Below are 20,445 nucleotides of genomic sequence, written 5' to 3'. Positions count from 1 at the left end.
TTTCCAGAAATTTTATACGCAGGGAGATTTCATCTATGAAAATAGCGGTAATTGGCGCTGGTTTGATGGGAAGGGCGGCGGTTTATGATTTGGCCCGGGCCGAGGGAGTCGAAAAGGTCGGGGTGTACGATATCGACGCCCGGCTCGCGAAGGAAATAGCCGATGGATATGGAGACGGCAAAGCCGAATCAGGGTTTTTGGATGCCGGCGATGAAAAGGCCGCCCTGGAATGTCTGAAACAATACGACGCAGCCGTATCGTGCGTCACTTACAAATACAACCCCGGTCTAACCCGGGCCGCCATTGCCGCCGGATGTCACATGGTCGACCTTGGCGGCAACAACGATGCTGTCAATACCCAGCTTGATATGAACGATGAGGCCGAAAAGGCCGGCGTAATAATCATCCCCGACTGCGGACTCGCGCCCGGTATGGTCGCTGTTATCGCCGCTGACGGTATCTCAAAACTGGACCATGTCCGCTCCCTGAAAATAAGAGTAGGCGGCTTGCCGCAATCACCCCGTCCGCCGCTTAATTACCAGATGGTTTTCTCCGCCGAGGGTTTGATTAACGAGTACTGGGAACCGTGCGTGATTCTCGAAGACGGCAAGAAGAAGACGGTTAATCCCATGACCGCTGTCGAGTCGCTGGAGTTTGACGGCATCGGCGAGCTTGAGGCTTTCTATACTTCGGGCGGAACCTCAACTCTGCCCGAAACCTACAAAGGCAAAATCGATTTTCTCGACTACAAGACTATCCGCTATCCCGGCCACTGCAAACTCTTCAAGACTATGCTTGAAATAGGGCTGGCCTCCCGTCAGAAAATCGAGGTTGATGGCCAGATGGTCGAGCCAAGAGCGGTTTTCAAGGCTGTTCTCGACAAAAACCTTACCCTCGGCGGGCTGGATCTCGTTTTGGTGAGGCTGACACTGGAAGGTGAGAAAGATGGTCAGGATAAGACCATCGTCTACGAAATAGTCGATCGCCAGGACACCAAAACCGGGCTTACGGCCATGATGCGGACCACCTCGTTCCCGGCGGCGATAATCACCTGGATGGCCGCGGCGGGGCAAATCAGTGAGCGCGGATGTAAACCGCAGGAAATAGCTGTTAAACCATCGCTGTTTCTGCCGCAACTGAAAAAGCGCGGGATAAATCTGGTCGTAAAAGAATCTTAGAACGTCCTACCAGAGGTCGGCGGGAAAGGTGATGCTCAGCTTGACCGTGGTGTTCGGTTCGACCGATATGTTGTAGGTCGCTGTATCGTGCTGGGCGGTGTAGACCACCCGCAACTGGTGAGCTCCAATAGGTACTCCCGTAAAAGCGAAATTGCCGCTCGGCCCCGGATAAGTTTCGGCAGTCGTACTGCTTCCCGCGCCGTCCGGATATGTCAGCGATATCACAATCGATGTTGTATCGATAGCGCCGGGGACATCGTGGTTCGCGTCCACCACAACCCCCCGCACTGCGTTCGACAACAATTCGTCGCTGCTGCTCGCGAACACTTTGTCTATGTCCGACCCGGAACCGGTCGAGGTTATCTGCGTGCCAGTGAGAGCATATTCGACTCCCCAACCATCCTTTTTGAAATCGTCGGCATTGAGCCCGCTACCCATATAGGGGCCGTCCCAGGTCGCCAGCCCACCCGGGTTGCTGACAAGAGCATCGAGATTCGCCGGCAGCGCGCCCACATCCCCCACATAGCCGAAATCCGTCCTGGTGCCGTTGGCATAGACATCGGGGTTTCCCACGATAGCATACGCGAGCTGATCGAGTTCCTTCTTGGTGTGCTCGTACTTGGCCGTATCGATAGCGCTCGACATGTTCTTTGTCGCTACCGCCGCTATGATCCCGATAATCACTATCACAATCGCCAGCTCAACCAGCGTAAAACCGCTTTTTGATGTGACAATTCTCATTAGAACTCCTACAGGCACGGGCCGGTATTGAATGAGAAAGTGGTGCCGTCCGAAAGCGTTATGGTAATATCAACATTGCTCATGTCAACACTGGTGCTTGACGGTTGTCTGCCGGTCTTAAAGATCTCCACGTGGACTGTAATTGTTTCCCCGCTCGCTGCCCATTTCGTATCATTTGGTGCCTGAAATTCGGCTACCTCGCCAGAGCCAACGCCGTTAGTGGACTGGTTGTAGGCGGCCTGGTTGTCCCACTGAACGTTCTGGAAATACGCCTCCGGACTGTCCCACTCCAGCATGATGCTTGTAATGGAAATATACTCGCTGCAGTTGTTGATAATATCGAACTCGATACGGTCACATACACTACTGCCCATTATCAGCGACGCACTGCCCTCGATATACTCGAAACAGTCTTCCGAGGGAGGAATCTCCGACCACGGACTGAATGTCAGGAAATACTCCTGATAAAGCACCGAATTGGGCAGCACGGAAACGAATCGCTTGAGCGTATCGTGCAAGGGTTCGTAGATAATTTCCAGATCGTGATTGCCGATCGGAATGCCGCTGAAACTGAAATAGCCCGATGCCTCCGGGTGCATCGACAGCGTGGTCGTGCCGCCGGTGCCGTCGGGTATAACCAGATGGAGCTCCACCGAATCGACTTCTATGGGTCCCGGCGGCGCTCCGTTGCGGTCCAGGATGATCCCGGTCACCTCATTGGATACCAGGTCATCGGTAGCATTGGCCAGCTTGCGCACGATGTCTGAGCCCGAGCCGGATGAAACAATATCCACGCCGCCGGCGTATGTGTAGGCCTCACCCCAGGCATCTTCTTTGAAATCGTTCGTTATCTGCGCGAACCGTCGCTGAATATACGGGCCGTTCCATGTGGTGTATCCCGAAGGTCGGTTGTATAGACTATCGAGGCCGGCCGGGAGCGAGCCGACGTCACCGACATAACCAAAGTCCGTGCGGACGCCGTTGTTCTCGAGTTCCGGATTGCCGACAATCGCCATCGCCAGTTGTTCCATCTCCTGCTTGGTTTCTTCGATCCGCCCGGTCTCGGTCACCGTCACGACAGATCTCATAGCCACAGTCAAAATGATAGCCGTGATCACAATCACCATCACCACTTCTATCATGGTGATACCCCTTCGGGCAGCAAGATGTTGGAAACAGCTATTCACAGGCGCTAAACTCCACATCAAAGGCCGAGCCATCAGAAAACTCTATGCTCAGAGTCGAGAACGACATATCCACCTTGACACCCACCCCAGTGGCGGTGCTTCGAAAATTCTCAATCGTGACGGTAGCCGAACCACTCACGGGAATGGTCTGAGGTAAACCGAAAGAAACGGTGGCGCCGGATCCGTTACGGGGAGAATTGCTGTCAAAATATTCAGTGCCCTCGAATGTCAATATCTGATAATAGGCCGTCACGGCATATGAAACCGTGATGCTATTCACCTGAACCGGAGAGCCGGTCAGATTCTCCACGTCAAAGCTGACATAGTTGCAGTCTCCCGGGGACGCTCCGTATACGGTTTGGCTACCCGCAACGAGTGTTAATCCGGTGGGTTCTGAACCGCCGGAAGTATCCAAAGTGGAGAAATACGACGAGTCGAAATTGAAGGGCACAGCCTCGCCAATACTGTTGCGGGGCATCACGGTCACATACCGCATCAAAGTATCGCTTTCGGGCGTATATATCGCTTTGACCGGATGCCGGCCGATTGGTATGGAATCCAGCAGGAATTCACCGCCAACGTCGATGTCGTAATATTTCGTAACGGTCGAACCGCTGCCGTTGGGGATGATCACCACGATATCAACATCGCCGGTGTCATCGGCGGTCGGTAGCGAGTCCAGGCAATCTCTGACAACCCCGGCCACCTGGTTTAACAGCAGGTCGTTTTCGCTGTCAGCTATTCGCTTGACGATATCTTCGCCGGAGCCGGTGGAGGTTATCGTAACCCCACCGGTATAAGCATATGCTACTCCCCAACCATCTTTCTTGAAATCATCCTGCTGGCGGTTGAAACTTGGTATCAGGTAAGGTCCGTTCCATGTACCCAATCCCGGATCGGTCACGAGATCTTCAAGATCTTCCGGTAGCGCCCCAATATCGCCAACGTAGCCGAAACTCGAACGTACTCCGCCGGCGACGCACATGATCGATGGATCCCCGGCGATGGCCTTTGCCAGAAGGTCCATCTCGCGCTCGGTTTCTCGTGCTCTGGCATCCCCCATAAGGGCAGTCATGGATTGCATCGCCAGCGATGTCAGCACGCCGATAACGACAATGATTATGACCACCTCAATAAGGCTCATGCCCCGCGCATCGACGAATCTACTGTTAAGGAGCCTGTGTTTCATACCTGCTTAGCACTTCCCATCGTTACGGGCAACTCGGCGTCGTAAACTCCACCTGGGAGCCGTCGGAGAACGCGATTTGAAATTCTTTTCCGCCCATGTTTACGCTATTGCCGCTACCGGTGGCGCGGTCTTTAAATCCCTGGATCGTCACGGTGGCTGTCGCTCCGTTGGCGATTGTCTGATCGCTTATATCGACCGTTTGCTCGGTGCCGATTCTGGTTGAGCCGCTCGAAAACACCTGAGTGGAGTTCCATCGAATTATCTCATAATAGGCCGCCGATCCGCTCCATGCCGCGTAAATGGTGGTAACGGTGACATCACTGCCGGTATTGTTGATAATGTCGAACGATACATCCCGGCAACCGGTACCACTCGCCAGCGGAGTTCCATCAACCAGCGTCAGATGACCTTCGCCGCCGCCCCCCGAGGTATCCTCAGCAAAATACACCGAACCGAAATTCATCCTTATATGTTCATCCTCATTATGCCTCGGCAGTACGGTTACATAGCGCACGAGCGTATCAACCTCCGGAAGGTAGACCGCTTCGACGAGATGTTGCCCCATGACAATGGAGCTGAAACTGAAGTGTCCGGTGGAATCGGGGTTGGCAGTATTTGCGGCCAGTCCGCCGCTGCCGTTCGGATACGTTATCGTCACTTCGATAGAATCGGCATAATCGGATCCGGGCGGGTTATCGTTGGCGTCAACTACGAACCCGGCCAAGGTGTTATGCAGAATGTCGGTTGTGTCCAGACTGCCGTGCCTGCGAAATTGACTGCTCGAACCGCCGGTGGTCAGGCTTAGTGCACCATCGTAGATATACTCTTGACCCCACTCGTCGATTTTGTACCCGTCCATATATTGAGACGGGATATAAGGCCCGTTCCAGGTGGTATAGCCGCCGGGGTTCTCAACAAGCGCGTCAAGATTGGGCGGGAACGCGCCCACGTCGCCCACGTACCCGAAGTCGGAGCGTACGCCTCCGGCTACGGACATCACCGAAGGATCGCCGATAATGCCTTTCATGATCATTTCCATCTCGCGCTCGGTTTTTCTTTTGCGGGCATTTTCCATACCCGGTCTCATCGACTTAAGTGCTGTCGCCGCCACTATGGCGACGATGACAATCAATGCCACTACTTCAATTAAACTAATGCCTCGATCGCCCCCGACGCGACTTAACACGCGCAGCCCCACCATACATAACCCCCTGATGCATCACTGCTTTTTGCATCTCAGTTATTGCTCCACGTTATTGTTACCCGCCGGCCAGCCCACGCCGGCAGCCTCCTAATACTGCTTCGATAAGCGATCGATGCCACTCCTGCTGTTATCCCATCAAAGCTCTTACCAGTAATTTTGCGCAAAGGCCATCTCTGTATAAAATGACTCGCCCGGATACACCACTACCTTACGGTAGAGCGTGTCGCTTACCGTATCATAGGCATACACGACAATCAGGTCGTGATGCCCGATCGGTATGGAACTGAAAGACGCCAACCCGTTGGCGCGCGGGTTGGCAACGGTCGTGGTTGTCGATCCCGCGCCATCGGGATAAATCAGCTCCAGCGAAACATCCGTACGCCTTGCCCCCGGAGGCGTGTTGTTTATATCCGTTACCAGCACCTCGACGGTGTTGGCGAGCAGGTCCGAAGTTGCGTAGGCGATTTCTCGCGCCAGTGTCGTCCCGCCGCCGGTGGATATGATGCTGTCACCGGTGTAAGTATAAGCCGCTCCCCAACCGTCATACTTAAACTCGGATTCCGAGCCGCCGGTCGACGAGTAAAAATCGTCGCGAATATACGGTCCATCCCAGGTGCCATAACCCGGGTTGGTAACCAGGTTATCAAGCGACGCCGGCAGTGCCCCGATATCACCCACGTACCCAAAGTCGGTCCGTACTCCGCCCGACACCAGATTCGGGTTTCCGCAGATAGCCCAGGCCAGTTGATTCATCTCCTGCTTGGTCTCCTCCGCCTTGGAAACATCAACCGTGTTTCTCATCGACCTCATTGAGACAGTCGCGATAATCCCCACTATGATGATTACCGCCAGAAGCTCAAACAGGGAGTACCCGTAACCGTGTATCAACCTGCGGTAGCGCATTTTACCTCGGAAATTACCATTATTGGGGATTATCGGCAGGTTCTTTACCGGCCTTAAGTCTTTGGGCTAAAACAAAAAACGCCCCTTTTGGATAGGGCGCCGGGGGAAATATGAAAAGAGGGTTGGCAGACCGTAAGTTACGGCTATATATCGTCGTCGCCGAAAATATCCGTCTTCTCCGGAATTCGGACAATCAGGTCCGAAGTTACCTTACACTGGCAGGCAAGACGTGAGTTTTCCTGTAAATTCTCGGCGTCCTCGAGCATATCCGCCTCATCCTCTGACATCTCATTTAAGGTATCGTAGCCCTCCTCAATGAAGACATGGCAGGTGGAACAGGCACAGTTGCCGCCGCAGTTGTGGTTTATCTTGATATTGTTGTCTAAAGCGGCATCGAGAAGAATTTTCCCCTCTTCTACAACAACCTCTCTGTCCGACGGCAGGAATCTTACTTTCGGCATCAGGCCAACCTCGCTAACCGGTGTCAATTGTTCTTTCATAAGATAGAAGTCGCCATCCATAATTTCAAGAAGATTCCCCCTGACGATAGACCACGACGTTGTCGTGCTCGTTGCCGTACAGGACTGTTTTCGCGTGCGGCGCCAGCTTTCCGGTGAGGAACATAAAAGCCCACGGGGGTATGACCGTGCCGCTGCATCCGCGAATCAGCACTTTTTTTTGCTTAAACAAACTCCAATCCGTAGCGTTGGCTTTGCTGAGGAAGATATCCTCCTTGAAGACGCTACCGGAAAGGAATTCCGACGGATCAACTACCGCAAAAGCCATGGCCGTCAGCAGGTAAATGAACTGCCGCAGCCGCAGGAGCGCTTGGCGTTGGGATTTTCGAACTGGAAACCGCCGCCCAGCATGCCGCCTTTGTAGTCCAGCACCGAACCGGCCAGGTAGGGCATCGCCCGTGAATCCATGACTACCTTGAGATTGTCAAAGTCGAACTGGCGGTCGTGCTCGCCAAGCTGATTGTCAAAGGCCATCATATAAGACATCCCGGAACAACCTCCGGCGGCGACGCCTATGCGAAGAAAAAGGTCCTGGGCTTTTTCCTGCTCAATCAGTCTCTTTATCTCCGCGATAGCGGCAGGGGTAATGGTTACAGTCTGGTTTTTATCCGAAGAAATCAAATGGTCCATTATTTAGTATCTCCTTGCTGTCAATTTCGATACCGCAATCACCCGGTTGCATTCCCTTAACAGGTCAGAAAGGCTTTGGTTCCGGGGTCGCAAAATCTTTTTGACATTTGGTTTTCACCTCTTATAATACGGGCCGGTTCTTGCGCTTTTGGCGCGGTAATAAGGAGATTTCTGCGAGAGAAAAAATACCGACAAAAAATTACCTTTAAGTCAATATTTTTATGGACTAAGAAAATCTTTTTTCGTATATAAATGGGGAGAGAATGGATTGACAAGGAAATAATCATAAACCCAAAAAGTCTAAAATAGGGATTGCATCATGAGACTGTCACGTAAATCAGACTATGCATTGAGGGCTGTGCGACATATATCCTCACTGCCCAAGGGGAAGTTGGGGTCGATCAACTCGGTCAGCGAGGCCGAGAATATACCGAGAGAATTTCTGGCCAAGATCCTCAAGGATCTCACGCGCAGCGGCATACTGGTTTCGTATCAGGGAGTTACCGGCGGCTATCGCCTTTCGCGTATGCCGAAGGACATTACGTTTCTTGATGTTATTGAGGCTATCGATGGTCCGATTCACCTGAATCTGTGTACGGAGACACCCAACTGCCGTTGCGAGCAGTACAGCAAGTGCCAGATGAAAGAATTCTGGCTGGCCCATGAAAAGATCTTCAAGAAAGCTCTGAGCAAGGAACACTTCGCCAAATACAAAAAGACCAAGAAATAATAGTCATAGGACAATGTTATAATGGCTGACCGCAGTCGAGTTGGAGACAGGATCGTTTAGCATCTCGGCCCACAACCGACGGTTCGGTTCACCATCCATTGTGGTTGGCCGTCTAAGTGACATTTTGGGGCTTGTGCCAGAGCCCCATTTTTTATTATATTTGGCTGGCTAATTGACGCCAGGTGATTGTGGTTGGCCTCGGGCGCGAAAGACCGCCCGCGAAAGCGAAACTTCCTGACACCGGCGGCGTTCAAGTTAATGGAAGCGATTCAAAGGAGCCATACAGTGATAGATTTTAACGATAAACAGCACAAAATCAAAGTCGGCCTGGCCGAGATGCTTAAAGGCGGCGTTATTATGGACGTCACCACTCCCGAGCAGGCGAAAATCGCCGAAGATGCCGGCGCCGCCGCCGTAATGGCTCTCGAAAGGGTTCCATCCGATATCAGAGCCGAAGGCGGTGTGGCCCGGATGGCCGACCCCGATATTATCGAAGGCATCAAACGCATCGTGACCATTCCGGTCATGGCCAAGTGCCGCATCGGGCATTTTGCCGAAGCACAGGTGCTCCAGTCTCTGGAGATAGACTTTATCGATGAGTCCGAAGTGCTCACTCCGGCGGACAACATGTATCACATCAACAAGTGGCCGTTCAAAGTCCCGTTCGTGTGCGGTTGCCGTAATCTGGGCGAGGCGCTCAGGCGCATTTCCGAAGGCGCCGCGATGATCCGCACCAAGGGTGAGGCCGGCACGGGCGATGTATCCGAAGCGGTGAAACATCTGCGCGAGATAGGCCTCGTGATGAAACAGCTTACCGTGATGAGCGATGAAGAACTCTACGGCGTCGCCAAAGAACACCGCGTGCCGATCGATATTGTCCGCATGGTGGCCAAGACGGGTAAACTTCCCGTTCCGAATTTCGCCGCCGGCGGTATTGCCACTCCGGCCGATGCTTCGCTGTGCATGCAGCTGGGTGCCGAGGCGGTCTTTGTCGGGTCGGGTATTTTCAAGTCCGACAACCCCGCAAAACGCGCCAAGGCAATTGTCGCCGCTACCACGCACTACATGGACGCCGGCATCATTGCCGATGCCTCCCGCGGGTTGGGACAGGCCATGAAAGGCATCCAGGTGACCGACATCCCCGAGGATGAGATACTGCACACGCGGTAGTCACCATCTTCTCTGTTCAGATTTACGGCCCACTTCCATAACGAAGTGGGCTTCTTATTTAATATGATTGACAAGTGACTCTCGATAGCGTAATCGTACAGCATGGAATACAATGTTTATTGTGATGAGAGCTGTCATCTGGAAAACGATGGCCAGCCCATAATGGTTTTGGGAGCAGTTTGGTGTCCTGCCGAGAAATCACGAGAGATCTCGGTTCGGATACGTGAAATCAAATTGAAACACAATCTACCGAGTTCGTTTGAGATAAAATGGACAAAAGTTTCGTCAGGGAAGGAAAGATTCTATCTCGATTTATTAGACTACTTCTTTGATGACGATGACCTGCATTTTCGTGCAATTATAGCTGATGGCAAAAACAAACTTGATCACCCGCGTTTCGCTCAGGATCACGACACATGGTATTATAAAATGTATTTTAGTATGCTGAAAGCCATACTGGGGCAAAACGACATTTTTTACATTTATTTGGATATCAAGGATACAAGAGGCTCGGCCAAAGTTGCCAAGTTACACGACGTGCTTTCAAATTCACTTTACGACTTCGACCGACGTATAGTCCAACGTCTTCAGATAATTAGATCAAACGAGGTTGAGATGCTACAGCTTGCGGACTTGCTGATTGGTGCTGTAGCTTATGCCAATAGAAAATTGACTGAGAGCAAGTCAAAGATCGCGGTGGTGAATAGGATGAGGGAGCGGTCGGGATTCAGTTTAGTGCAAAAGACGCTTCTCCGAGAAAACAAAGTCAACCTATTTAAATGGACCCCCTCGAATCCAGATGACGAATAATCCCGATTGGTTACCCGATCTCGTCCCATTGTCGGACTACGGTGGTGATTGGAAGAAGTATCTTGAAGAGATTTACCGCTACTTCAAACGAGACTTTATATATAATCGCCCCAACTTTAGAGGTCAGCGCGTATCGCCAAAGCGGTTACCTATGCTCAAGGGAAAGGAGGCTACATTTTGGCACCTCATTAGCGAAGGGGACTGCGAGTTGGAACGGCTTCCTGATCTGAGGCGGTGCGAGAGAATCAGATGGCCTCGGGCTGTCATAGACAACGAAAAATCGACCAGTCTGAAGATTTGGGAAAATAAACGCAGCGGAGAGCGCCGAGTCGTGATCTGGTTGGAATGCTGCGAATATGCTGTAATCCTTGCCAAGCGGCGAAACTACGTCTTGCTTTGGACCGCATATCAAGTCACTCGTGACCACCAAAAAAGGAAATTTCAAAAAGAGTTTGAAGAGGCGACAAAATAGCTGAGGCCGCCCTTACTAGAAGGACGGCCTCGTTACTCTTTCTACACATGGCAGATGAGCTATCATAATTATCGGACAATAAGCTAAATTGTCAACATTTTTGTCAATACCTTTGTTCACCGAATATCCTGAAAATCTATAGCTTCAGACTCTAAACTAGCAGCCTGACAATAGATTAACTGCGGTTCGTACTGAAGGGCTCCAAAAGACAATTACCGCTGTTTCGCCGTAGATTCTGCCCCCTTTGTCTACAACTTTGTGATTTGTTGGGAGGATTATTGAAGTATAACTTCCATAAGAGATATGTCCTCGCGCTCCGAAATAGAGTGGACCTGCGCCACCTGGAACCCGGTCACAGGGTGCAACAAAATCAGCGCCGCCTGTGACCATTGTTACGCCGCCCGTATGGCTCACAGACTGCAAGCCATGGGCGTGGCCAAATACGAAAACGGGTTTGAAGTCACGCTTCACCCCCGGACCCTCGATATCCCCGTACGGCTCAGGAAACCGCACATCATTTTCACAAACTCCATGGGCGATCTTTTCCACGAAAAAGTACCAACCGCCTATATAAAACAGGTCTTCGAAGTAATGCAAAGATGTCAGCACCACATCTTTCAAGTGCTGACCAAGCGCTCCGACCGTCTCAAAAGACTCCGCAACGAACTCCCCTGGCCGAACAATATCTGGATGGGCGTCACGGTCGAAAGCGAAAGATACAAGCACCGTATCGATGACCTCCGCGCCACCGATGCCTACATAAAATGGCTATCCTGCGAGCCTCTGTTAAGCCCCCTGCCAAACCCGAACCTCGAAGATATAGCCTGGATCGTGGTGGGCGGCGAATCCGGCTCCGGTGCCAGGCCGATGCGCGAAGAATGGGCGCTCGATATCAAAGACCAGTGCCGGAAAGCCGGCACAGCCTTTTTCTTCAAGCAGTGGGGAGGCGTGAACAAGAAGAAAACAGGACGCAGACTCCAGGGCAGACTATACGAAGAAATGCCAGATTGCCCCCAGTTCCAATCAGGCCAGGTATCGCTTTTTTAAGCCCGCAACATCATTTTCCGACCGACACAACCCGTTAAATCATATAGAAATCCTCGAAAACGGCTATCGGCGCCTGAATTCAGTAGGTGAAATCACACATATACGCAATAAACTCGCATTTTGTTATCATTGACTAAAATGCTTTAACTGCCGATTTTTAAAGCAGACAGGCGGTTGCCATGCCGCGAATTAACGCCTGTTAGCAAAGGGGGCTGGCAAGTGAAGGACCATTTGCCGCCGCCCCCTTTGAATGCTTCAAGGAAGGAGCCGTTGGTTGTGACACGGGAATGCTACTATTGCGACGAAGGAATCGTCCACGCGGGCATCAAAGGGATACTGGAACAAAAATCGTGGCCATACGTCTTTTGTAAGACGCTGGCGCTTGCGGGAATATATCACTCAAGAGGACTTCTGATCGATCTGCGCGAGGCAACGCCTCCTGCCTCGGCTCCACTGGCAGGCTGTCTTCCGGCAGCCCTCGAGCACATCTGCGAATCGGGATTCTACAAGCTGGCTCTCGTCGTCCAATCTCACAGCGAGACATACTCCTGGTTCGATACCGCCTTCAACGAGCTGGCTCCCAGGCTGAGAATCTTTACCGGCTATCAGGAAGCCAAAAACTGGCTGGCCGCGCAACACGAGCTTTCCCGCGAAGACTGGCAGAGAGAAAATCGTAACGTGACAAATGTTGCCTAGGCAAATGAGGTGTCCGTAGCACCTTCGGTGCACCGGCCGGTTACATCGCTATAATCGCTCACAAACGGAATTTCCCATATACTTCCCGCCATTTTTTGTGTATTTTCCCGACTGCGATGAAAAACTACGCCAACATCAAAATCGGTGTTCTCGCCCTCCAGGGTGATTTCGAGCGCCACCACCATCAGCTGGTTTCGCTGGGCGTTGATGTCACCCTCGTACGCCTGCCGATAGATTTAGAACACATCCACGGCCTGATAATCCCCGGCGGCGAATCGACTACCATGGATAACCTCATCGACCGGTTCAATTTGAGAACTCCTCTGACCGATTTCGGAAAGGCTAAACCTGTCTGGGGAACCTGCGCCGGTATGATCATGCTGGCGAAGGACATAAAAGACAACCAGGCCGGGGTAGAGCCGCTGGGCCTGATGGATATCGATGTCGTCCGGATGGGCTACGGCAGACAGGTGTTTTCATTCGAGGATAACCTCAAGGCCAACCTTAACGGTACTGTTGCTAACCTTAAAGCAACCTTCATTCGCGCCCCCATGATTACCCGTGTCGGCCACAGCGTTAAGACACTCGCCGAGTACGACGGCGTACCGGTTTTGGTGACTGAGAAAAACCTCATGGCCAGCTCGTTCCATACGGAACTCGATGATGACACCACCCTTCTTCGGTATTTTCTGCAAAAGTTTTTTCAACTCTGAGCCGTTACAATCGTATAGAAATTGGATGTATAAAGTCCTATATACACAATCCGTGGGTGAAAACTCGGCGCACGGAGTGCGTCCCCGGGCGCCCAAAAAAAGTGAGCGGGCGCAGGTACCCGGCGCGATTTTGCCGCCGTGGATGAAAACCACCGTAAAACACGGTCCCAATTACGCCCGTATCAGGTCAATCCTGGGAGAACACCACCTCCATACCGTTTGTCAGGAAGCGGCCTGTCCGAATATCAGAGAGTGTTGGGACGAGGGCACAGCGACCTTCATGATCCTCGGCAAATACTGCACCCGCGATTGCAACTTCTGCGACGTACTGCACGGTCAACCGCTCGGCCTCGACGAGGATGAACCCAAGCGGGTTGCCGATGTCGTCGCCGAGCTGAAATTGAGACAAGTCGTGATCACCTCGGTCACGCGAGATGACCTGCCGGATGGGGGAGCTTCTATTTTTGCCCGGACTATAGAGCTCCTCCGAAGGCAGGATAAGGACGTCAAAGTCGAATTTCTGATCCCCGACCTCGGTGGCTCGTTCGATTCTCTCAAAATAGTCCTCGATTCCGGTGTCGATGTCCTCGGTCATAATGTCGAGACAGTCGGCCGCCTCCACAAACGGGTGCGCGGTGTGGCCAAACTCGACCGCTCATTGGAACTGCTTCGCCGGGCGTCTCAATATGATCTCCGGCCCATCGTCAAAACCGGCTTTATGGTCGGTCTTGGGGAGACGATCGACGAACTTATCGAATTAATGCGTCAGATTCGCTCTACCGGCTGCGATATTTTGACCATCGGTCAATATTTACGGCCTTCACCGTTGCATTTACCGGTAGAAAGATATTATCATCCCGATGAGTTCAAATACCTGGCCGAAGTCGGGCGGGAGATTGGATTCGGCTATGTCGAGGCCGGTCCTTTGGTTCGAAGCTCATATAGAGCTTTCAATCAGTCAAACAGACTGCTGGAGAAGGCATGCTGAAAAAGATTATCATCGCCGATCATCACGGGTTCTGCATGGGTGTGAAGCGCGCTATCAGTATTGCCGAAGAAACGGCTGAAAAGGAAACCGGCAGGGTTACTATTCTGAACGAGATCGTTCACAACGAGGCTGTCGTCGAAAAATTCAACCGGCAGGGTGTCGGACAGGCGTTCTCGGTTGATGATGTCGATGAAGGCACGCTCATCATCTCGGCGCACGGTATCGCGCCGTCGGTTATCCGGGCCGCGCGGAATAAGGGCCTGAAGGTTGTCGATGCCACCTGTCCGCTGGTGTCGAGAATCTATGAGATCATAAACAAGATCGTCGAACGCGGTTTCTATGTCATTCACTATGGTGACCCCAACCACGACGAAACCCACGGCATTGTCGGGCACGCGCCGGAGCATATCACGGTAGTGTCGAGCCGCGAGGAACTGTTGAGTCTTCCCGACTGGACGGATCGTAAACTGGGTCTGACAGTCCAGACAACCGCCCATCTGGAGCATTTCGCCGAAGTTGAAAAACTGGCCAAAGAGAAATGGCCTCACATAGAAGTATTCAATACCATTTGTAACGCTACCACCCAGCGTCAGAACGCAATAATGGATCTGGCTCCGAAAGTCAACATGGTGCTCGTAGTGGGCTCCGAATCATCGGCCAACTCCCGGCGTCTGGCGCGCATCTCCGAAGCAATTTGCGGCAGGGGCATTCTCATCGGGTCCGCCGTGGATATCGATGAAGAATGGTTCGCCGAAGACCAGAATGTACAATCAGTCGGCATCTCCGCCGGAGCTTCCACCCCTGATTTCCTCGTCGAGCAAGTCATCGAAAAACTGGTGGAAATCTCGGGCGGGACGGCCGAGGTCATTTTTCCGGAAAGAAAAAACAGAATCCGAAAGATCCAGCGTCAGGCAAAGTAACCTGAATCCACGGGGGCGGGATAACGGGAGAACTATATGCCTCACTTCGGTGATTTTCTCATCTATGCCGCGACGGCCTGTGCGCTCGGCTCTCTGGCGTTCTATCTTTTGACACTTCGCGGCAAAGACGCCAATCTGATCGCAGGGCGCATGCTGTTCAAGAGCACCGCCGCTCTGGTCATCGCCGCCGCGCTTGTCCTGCTTTATCTCATCCTCGCGCACGATTTCTCAGTGGCTTACGTCTTCGCTTATTCCTCCTCCGACCTTCCCCTCGGATACCTGATTTCCACCCTCTGGGCGGGACAGGAAGGCACTTTCCTTTTGTGGTTGACCTATGTGACGTTGATGGGGTTGGTGATGATAAAGACAGCGGGGAAGTTCGAGGAGGGCAACATGGTAGTGGTGAACCTGTTTGTGTTATCGTTACTGATGATTCTGGTAAAGAAATCACCGTTCGAGCTGCTTTCGGTTGCGCAGGTTGAAGGCGCCGGTCTGAATCCGCTGCTGCAGAATTTCTGGATGCAGATTCATCCGCCCATAATGTTCGTCGGTTTCGCCGCCACGCTGTTTCCTTTCGCGTTTGCCGTCACCGGTCTGATTCAACGCAAATACGACACATGGGCCGAATCGGCCCGACGTTGGACCGTGTTTGCCTGGGCTTCGCTCGGGACATCGCTGGTTATGGGCGGCTACTGGGCTTATGTCACGTTGGGCTGGGGCGGCTTCTGGGCCTGGGACCCGGTTGAGAATTCGTCGTTCATCCCGTGGATCTTTCTCACCACCCAGATACACGTTTTATTCATCCAGCGCAAGCGCAGAGGCTTGATGCGATTCTCGCTGCTGATGGTCTGTCTGTCATTCTGGTCGGTTCTATACGGAACATTTCTGACCCGCTCCGGTGTGCTGGCCGATTTCTCCGTGCACTCTTTTGTCGATCTCGGTATTAACGGGTTTTTGATTTCAAGCCTGTTTTTCTTCATTGGCGCCGGTCTCTTCCTGATAGTCTGGCGATGGCAGGATATCAAGCCCAACCCATCTTTCTCCGCCGTCAACTCGCGCGCCTATATAGTCGCCCTCGGTGTTGTCATGCTCTTTATGGGAGGCATGCTGACTCTGCTCGGCACCTCGGCGCCGCTGCTTACGCGTGTGACCGATAACCCTTCCAATGTCGGATTGAACTACTATTTCACCACCATGACACCGGTGGCGGTGGCGGTGCTTGTTCTTATCGGATTGTTTCCGGCTTTTCGCTGGAACAAAGGTCTCTCGAAACCGCGTCTCTTGGGCGCGGGATTAATCGCGGCAGCCGTCACCATCGCCGCTCTGCTGTTTACCGGTTTCACGCATCAAATTATTTACCTGCTCTTTTTCGCCGCCGCCGCAATGGCTTTTGTCAGCAACAGCTGGGTGCTGGCTGTCTCGTGGCGAGAGGGAAAATTCGCGCCCGGATATCTGGCGCATGTCGGACTGGCTGTGGCGCTGGTGGGAGCGGCTGTCTCTGCCGGTTTTGAATCCAAAAAGACTGTTACCCTGTTGGAAAATCACGACGTAAACGAAATGGGCTATAACCTGCGGTTTGCCCGGGTTGTGGATAAACAGGACGGCTTCGATTGCCATGTTCAGGTCGATGCCGAAGGCAGCCAGTTTACGGCGATCCTGCCCCACGAATTTCCTCGAAACGCCCAGGGCGTCATGCGCAGACCGCACGTCGAGAAGTTTCTGCTTCTCGATGTCTACATTTCTCCCGTGGCATTTGAACCCTCGACCGCGATTGACCGGTCTGTCCTCACACTGCACAAAGACCAATCGGCGCGGATAGACGAATACGAAATTACCTTCCACGACTTCGAGCTGGACAGTCACGGGAATGCCGGTCCCGCGTCGGTAGCTGCCACCCTCACCGTCAGATATGATGATTACTCCGAACAGTTGGCGCCGTCTCTCAGTGTGGACTCGACATCCGTGGTGGCCCTTCCGGCCACTTTCGCCAACGGACGGGGAAGTATTTCGATTGCGGGCATTCAACCCGAAGAGGGTGCCGTTATGCTCCACGTCCAGGGTGGTTTCGTGCCCGCTTCTGAGCCATCCGGGGCGTCGCTGGTGATCGAAATCTCGAAGAAACCGCTTATCAATCTCTTTTGGCTCGGGACAACCATCTGTTTTCTTTCGGGAGCCCTTTCGATGCGAAAGCGCAGAAAAGCAAAACAGTTTGTTGTCGCGGCCCAGGAGGTCGCCTTAAGCCGGCAGAAAAAAAGTGTCGCCTCTTAAAAAAAATTGATTTTTCCGTTTTTTTTATTATCTTAATTACTCAAGCGGGCTGATAACATCATCCGGCTTTACCAGAAGTGTCCAGCTGCTGCGCCGGTAAATCGGCTCCCGATCGGTAGACATAGCAGCACGCTTCCCTTGTAATAGTTCAAGTTTGTGCTCAACGTTGAACTGTACTTCGACCGTGAAGTGCGTCGAAGTTGACCGCCGGCCTCGGGGGAGAGGGCTAATCGGTGAGTTGAAATGTGACGACTTATTACACGTGTCCGTCGGTAACGCAGGTCACTTAGAGGAGAAATGTAGAGTCAGGTCAATAGCTTACGAGCGCAAAAGCTGTGGCGTGAATTTTGTTTACGAAAGCATGAAACAAAAAACCGCCCGTGTGCGTTAAATATGCGAACGGCCTATAAAGCAACCGGTGCGTTGTACCGATAAACGTTTTAGGTCTATCTTAAGTCTTTATCTCGACAAGGTTGATATTCCGCGGTCACACAGTGCTCATCGGTTTCGATTCGGCTGCGGGAGGGGTTGGTAATCGAATGAGATTTGAGATTTCTTGAAACACAAAAAATTTATTATTGACAAATCGGTACAAATTTATTTTAAAAGGTTGCTTCAAATTTCGTTTTTTGATGTCTGAGAATGGGCCGGCGTGAGGCCATACCGGCTAATCACCCAGGGCCCGTCGATTAAGAATTCTCGGAAAGTATAATTTGTTCTAACGCGTCTTTAGTATGCGATTTTTGAAAACCTTGTGATTTTTCGGAGGATATATGGCTCCCAAGCGCGCGAAATTCTACACCTATGGTGAGGACGCTGTATGCGTAGAAACACAAGAATTCATCGAGAATGCCGGAGTGATTCTTGAAGTACGCGATATCGAAAAAAACCCGCTGACATTGGACGAATTGAACCACCTGTTCAGATTTATCAACATCAAGCACTTCCTGAACACCTTTTCGGAGGCCTACAGCAAGTACCGGCTCGACCATGTCATGCCCCCGCGTGAAAAGGTCATCGAATTGATGGCGCAGGATCATACCCTGATTCGCAGGCCCATCATTCAGGCCTCGCGTCTGCTGACAGTCGGTTGCGACCGAAAAAAGATTTCCGAGATGCTGCAGATCAGCCTGAACGGCGCCGGCTCAAAAGAAGAGCCCACCAACGTCGGCAACCGGCAGCATCGCAACAATCAGGAAGCTGCCTCGACAGCGGGCAAGTAAACAGTACTTTTCTTTGTTGCGTTCTCAGAGCATACTCGCTATTTTTTCGGCAGAGTAAAATCCTGACTAACCGACTATGGATGTTCAGCGCGAAATTCTCGAAACCGATATCCTGATCGTTGGCGCCGGTCCGGCCGGGTTGGCGCTCGCTTATAAACTGGCCCGGCTCGTCGAGCAGGACTCCCAGTTGGATATGCCCGAAGTCCTGCTGATGGAGAAAGGCTCCTATGTCGGCGCCCACGCCCTGTCGGGCGCGGTCATGGATCCGCGCGGCATAGCTGAACTCATTCCCGACTTTAAAGAAAAAGGATGTCCGCTCTCCGCTGAAGTCTCCGCCGACGCGATGTATTATCTCAGCCGCGACGGCTCTATCAAATTCCCCTTTATCCCACCGTCGCTCAATAACCACGGCAACTACGTAATCTCGCTCAACAAGTTTACCACCTGGCTGGGTGAACAGGTTGAAGCCGCCGGCATCGACACCTATGCCGGACTGGCCGGGTATGAGCTGATTGTTGAAGATGGAAAAGTCACCGGCGTTCAGACGGTTGATATGGGGTTGGACAAGGAAGGTCACCCGAGATCGAATTTCGAACCCGGCTCAATCGTTAAAGCACGCGTGACGATTCTTTGCGAGGGCGTTCACGGCTCGCTCACGCGCCACGCCTTCGAGAAAATCCCGCAACTGGTCGAAAATACAATCCCGCAGGCCTATCTGACCGGAGTTAAAGAAGTCTGGGAAGTGCCGCCGGGACGAATCAAAGCCGGACAGGTCATCCACACTATCGGATATCCCCAGCCGAACAACGAGTATGGCGGTGGATGGATATATGGCATGAGTGACACCATGGTTTCGGTGGGATATGCCGTAGGGCTGAACTCCCCCGATCCGACCAATGACCCCCATATGAAATTCCAGCGCTATAAAGCGCATCCGCTGGTGAAGAAAATTCTCGAGGGCGGCAAGATGCTTCACTACGGCGCCAAAACCATTCCGGACAACGGCTACTATTCATTGCCGAAATTATATCACGATGGTCTCATGCTGTGCGGCGATTCGGCCGGATTTCTCAACCCCCAAAAACTCAAGGGAATCCATCTGGCTATCAAATCCGGTATCATGGCGGCCGAAACTGTCGTCGATTGCCTCAAAGCCGATGATTTCTCCGCCGCGACCCTCAAGGGCTACCAGAACCGCTTCGATAACAGTTGGGCGAAACAGGAACTCTACAAAACCCGTAATTTCCACGCCGGGTCCCACGGCGGCCTGATGGCCGGTATGTTTAACGGCGTGATGCAGATGATTACCGGCGGACGCGGCCTGTTTGACCGTCGGGAGAAAAAGCCCGACCACGAATACATGCTTACCATCGAAAACTACAGAAAGCGTTTTGGCAATGCTCCCGAAAAAGAGAAAATCAAATTCAACAACGAATACAGTTACGATAAATTGACCGATGTATACAAGTCGGGCACGATGCACGAAGAAGAGCAGCCGGCCCACCTGGTTATCTCCGACTACGATATTTGTAACAACCGGTGCACCGAAGAATACGGCAACCCCTGCCAGCATTTCTGTCCGGCTCAGGTCTATGAGATGGTCGATGATCCGTCGCGTCCGGGCAAAACGAAACTCCAGCTCACACCGTCCAACTGCGTTCACTGCAAAACGTGCGATATCGCCGACCCGTACCAGGTAATAAGATGGGTCACACCGCAGGGCGGGGAAGGACCGAACTACGAGAATCTCTAACCTATCGATCAGCGCCATTTATCTCAGGAGGAAAAATTCATCCTCCTTTTTTTGTGACTGCCGCCGCCTGTGGGTTTGCCACATGGCTTGATTGGAACACGAAAC

Annotated in this window: 20 protein-coding genes; 12 read left to right on the top strand and 8 right to left on the bottom strand. The window is 52.4% G+C overall.

Features of this window, described 5'->3' with window-relative positions; translation table 11 throughout:
* Positions 1-35 precede the first annotated feature (35 nt).
* On the top strand, positions 36-1,178 hold the full coding sequence (locus tag AB1483_04940) for a saccharopine dehydrogenase C-terminal domain-containing protein (protein MEW6411806.1): 1,143 nt from the start codon (positions 36-38) through the stop codon (positions 1,176-1,178).
* A gap of 6 nt (positions 1,179-1,184) precedes the next feature.
* On the opposite strand, the gene AB1483_04935 is transcribed toward AB1483_04940, so the two are convergent.
* From AB1483_04935 to AB1483_04900, 8 genes are all read right to left on the bottom strand, one after another.
* Positions 1,185-1,919, bottom strand: a complete 735-nt coding sequence (locus AB1483_04935; GenBank protein ID MEW6411805.1) for a prepilin-type N-terminal cleavage/methylation domain-containing protein — start codon at positions 1,917-1,919, stop codon at positions 1,185-1,187.
* 8 nt (positions 1,920-1,927) lie between these two features.
* Positions 1,928-3,106 (bottom strand): type II secretion system protein GspG, encoded by a 1,179-nt coding sequence (locus AB1483_04930; GenBank protein ID MEW6411804.1) that lies wholly within the window; start codon positions 3,104-3,106, stop codon positions 1,928-1,930.
* Positions 3,099-4,295, bottom strand: a complete 1,197-nt coding sequence (locus AB1483_04925) for a hypothetical protein (GenBank protein ID MEW6411803.1) — start codon at positions 4,293-4,295, stop codon at positions 3,099-3,101. Before AB1483_04925 ends, AB1483_04930 begins: the two co-directional genes overlap by 8 nt.
* Before the next feature lie 22 nt (positions 4,296-4,317).
* Positions 4,318-5,496 (bottom strand): hypothetical protein, encoded by a 1,179-nt coding sequence (locus AB1483_04920; protein MEW6411802.1) that lies wholly within the window; start codon positions 5,494-5,496, stop codon positions 4,318-4,320.
* 147 nt (positions 5,497-5,643) lie between these two features.
* Entirely contained in the window at positions 5,644-6,402 is a 759-nt protein-coding gene (locus AB1483_04915; GenBank protein ID MEW6411801.1) for a prepilin-type N-terminal cleavage/methylation domain-containing protein, read from the bottom strand.
* A gap of 143 nt (positions 6,403-6,545) precedes the next feature.
* Positions 6,546-6,863, bottom strand: a complete 318-nt coding sequence (locus AB1483_04910; protein ID MEW6411800.1) for a 2Fe-2S iron-sulfur cluster-binding protein — start codon at positions 6,861-6,863, stop codon at positions 6,546-6,548.
* A gap of 64 nt (positions 6,864-6,927) precedes the next feature.
* Entirely contained in the window at positions 6,928-7,188 is a 261-nt protein-coding gene (locus tag AB1483_04905) for a DUF2480 family protein (protein MEW6411799.1), read from the bottom strand.
* Between the two features lie 5 nt (positions 7,189-7,193).
* Positions 7,194-7,550, bottom strand: a complete 357-nt coding sequence (locus tag AB1483_04900; GenBank protein MEW6411798.1) for an iron-sulfur cluster assembly accessory protein — start codon at positions 7,548-7,550, stop codon at positions 7,194-7,196.
* A gap of 319 nt (positions 7,551-7,869) precedes the next feature.
* Between AB1483_04900 and AB1483_04895 the strand changes: the two genes are divergently transcribed.
* The 11 genes from AB1483_04895 (at position 7,870) to AB1483_04845 (ending at position 20,340) form a co-directional block, all read left to right on the top strand.
* Positions 7,870-8,280 carry an Rrf2 family transcriptional regulator gene (locus AB1483_04895; GenBank protein MEW6411797.1) on the top strand — a complete coding sequence of 137 codons (411 nt, stop codon included), beginning with the start codon at positions 7,870-7,872 and terminating at the stop codon, positions 8,278-8,280.
* Positions 8,281-8,568: 288 nt separating this feature from the next.
* Positions 8,569-9,450 (top strand): pyridoxal 5'-phosphate synthase lyase subunit PdxS, encoded by an 882-nt coding sequence (gene pdxS / locus AB1483_04890; protein ID MEW6411796.1) that lies wholly within the window; start codon positions 8,569-8,571, stop codon positions 9,448-9,450.
* Between the two features lie 102 nt (positions 9,451-9,552).
* Positions 9,553-10,260, top strand: coding sequence for a DUF3800 domain-containing protein (locus AB1483_04885; GenBank protein ID MEW6411795.1), 708 nt, complete (start codon positions 9,553-9,555; stop codon positions 10,258-10,260).
* Positions 10,261-11,035: 775 nt separating this feature from the next.
* Complete coding sequence (locus AB1483_04880; GenBank protein MEW6411794.1) at positions 11,036-11,779, top strand: phage Gp37/Gp68 family protein; 744 nt, start codon at positions 11,036-11,038, stop codon at positions 11,777-11,779.
* A gap of 276 nt (positions 11,780-12,055) precedes the next feature.
* Entirely contained in the window at positions 12,056-12,475 is a 420-nt protein-coding gene (locus AB1483_04875; protein MEW6411793.1) for a hypothetical protein, read from the top strand.
* Positions 12,476-12,591: 116 nt separating this feature from the next.
* Positions 12,592-13,188, top strand: coding sequence for a pyridoxal 5'-phosphate synthase glutaminase subunit PdxT (pdxT, locus tag AB1483_04870; GenBank protein MEW6411792.1), 597 nt, complete (start codon positions 12,592-12,594; stop codon positions 13,186-13,188).
* Between the two features lie 25 nt (positions 13,189-13,213).
* Positions 13,214-14,176, top strand: coding sequence for a lipoyl synthase (lipA, locus tag AB1483_04865; GenBank protein MEW6411791.1), 963 nt, complete (start codon positions 13,214-13,216; stop codon positions 14,174-14,176).
* Positions 14,170-15,096: a 4-hydroxy-3-methylbut-2-enyl diphosphate reductase gene (gene ispH / locus AB1483_04860; GenBank protein ID MEW6411790.1), complete on the top strand. Its 927-nt coding sequence runs from the start codon at positions 14,170-14,172 to the stop codon at positions 15,094-15,096. The genes lipA and ispH overlap by 7 nt, the downstream gene beginning before the upstream one ends.
* Positions 15,097-15,132: 36 nt before the next feature.
* The gene (gene ccsA / locus AB1483_04855; GenBank protein MEW6411789.1) at positions 15,133-17,364 is read left to right on the top strand and encodes a cytochrome c biogenesis protein CcsA; all 2,232 of its coding nucleotides are present in this window, start codon (positions 15,133-15,135) and stop codon (positions 17,362-17,364) included.
* A 773-nt stretch (positions 17,365-18,137) separates the two neighbouring features.
* On the top strand, positions 18,138-18,587 hold the full coding sequence (locus AB1483_04850; GenBank protein MEW6411788.1) for an ArsC/Spx/MgsR family protein: 450 nt from the start codon (positions 18,138-18,140) through the stop codon (positions 18,585-18,587).
* A 76-nt stretch (positions 18,588-18,663) separates the two neighbouring features.
* Positions 18,664-20,340 (top strand): electron transfer flavoprotein-ubiquinone oxidoreductase, encoded by a 1,677-nt coding sequence (locus AB1483_04845; protein MEW6411787.1) that lies wholly within the window; start codon positions 18,664-18,666, stop codon positions 20,338-20,340.
* Positions 20,341-20,445: the final 105 nt, after the last annotated feature.

Source organism: Candidatus Zixiibacteriota bacterium (assembly GCA_040756055.1).
In the GTDB taxonomy this organism is placed as follows: domain Bacteria; phylum Zixibacteria; class MSB-5A5; order GN15; family FEB-12.
This window is presented reverse-complemented; position numbering and strand designations above follow the sequence as displayed.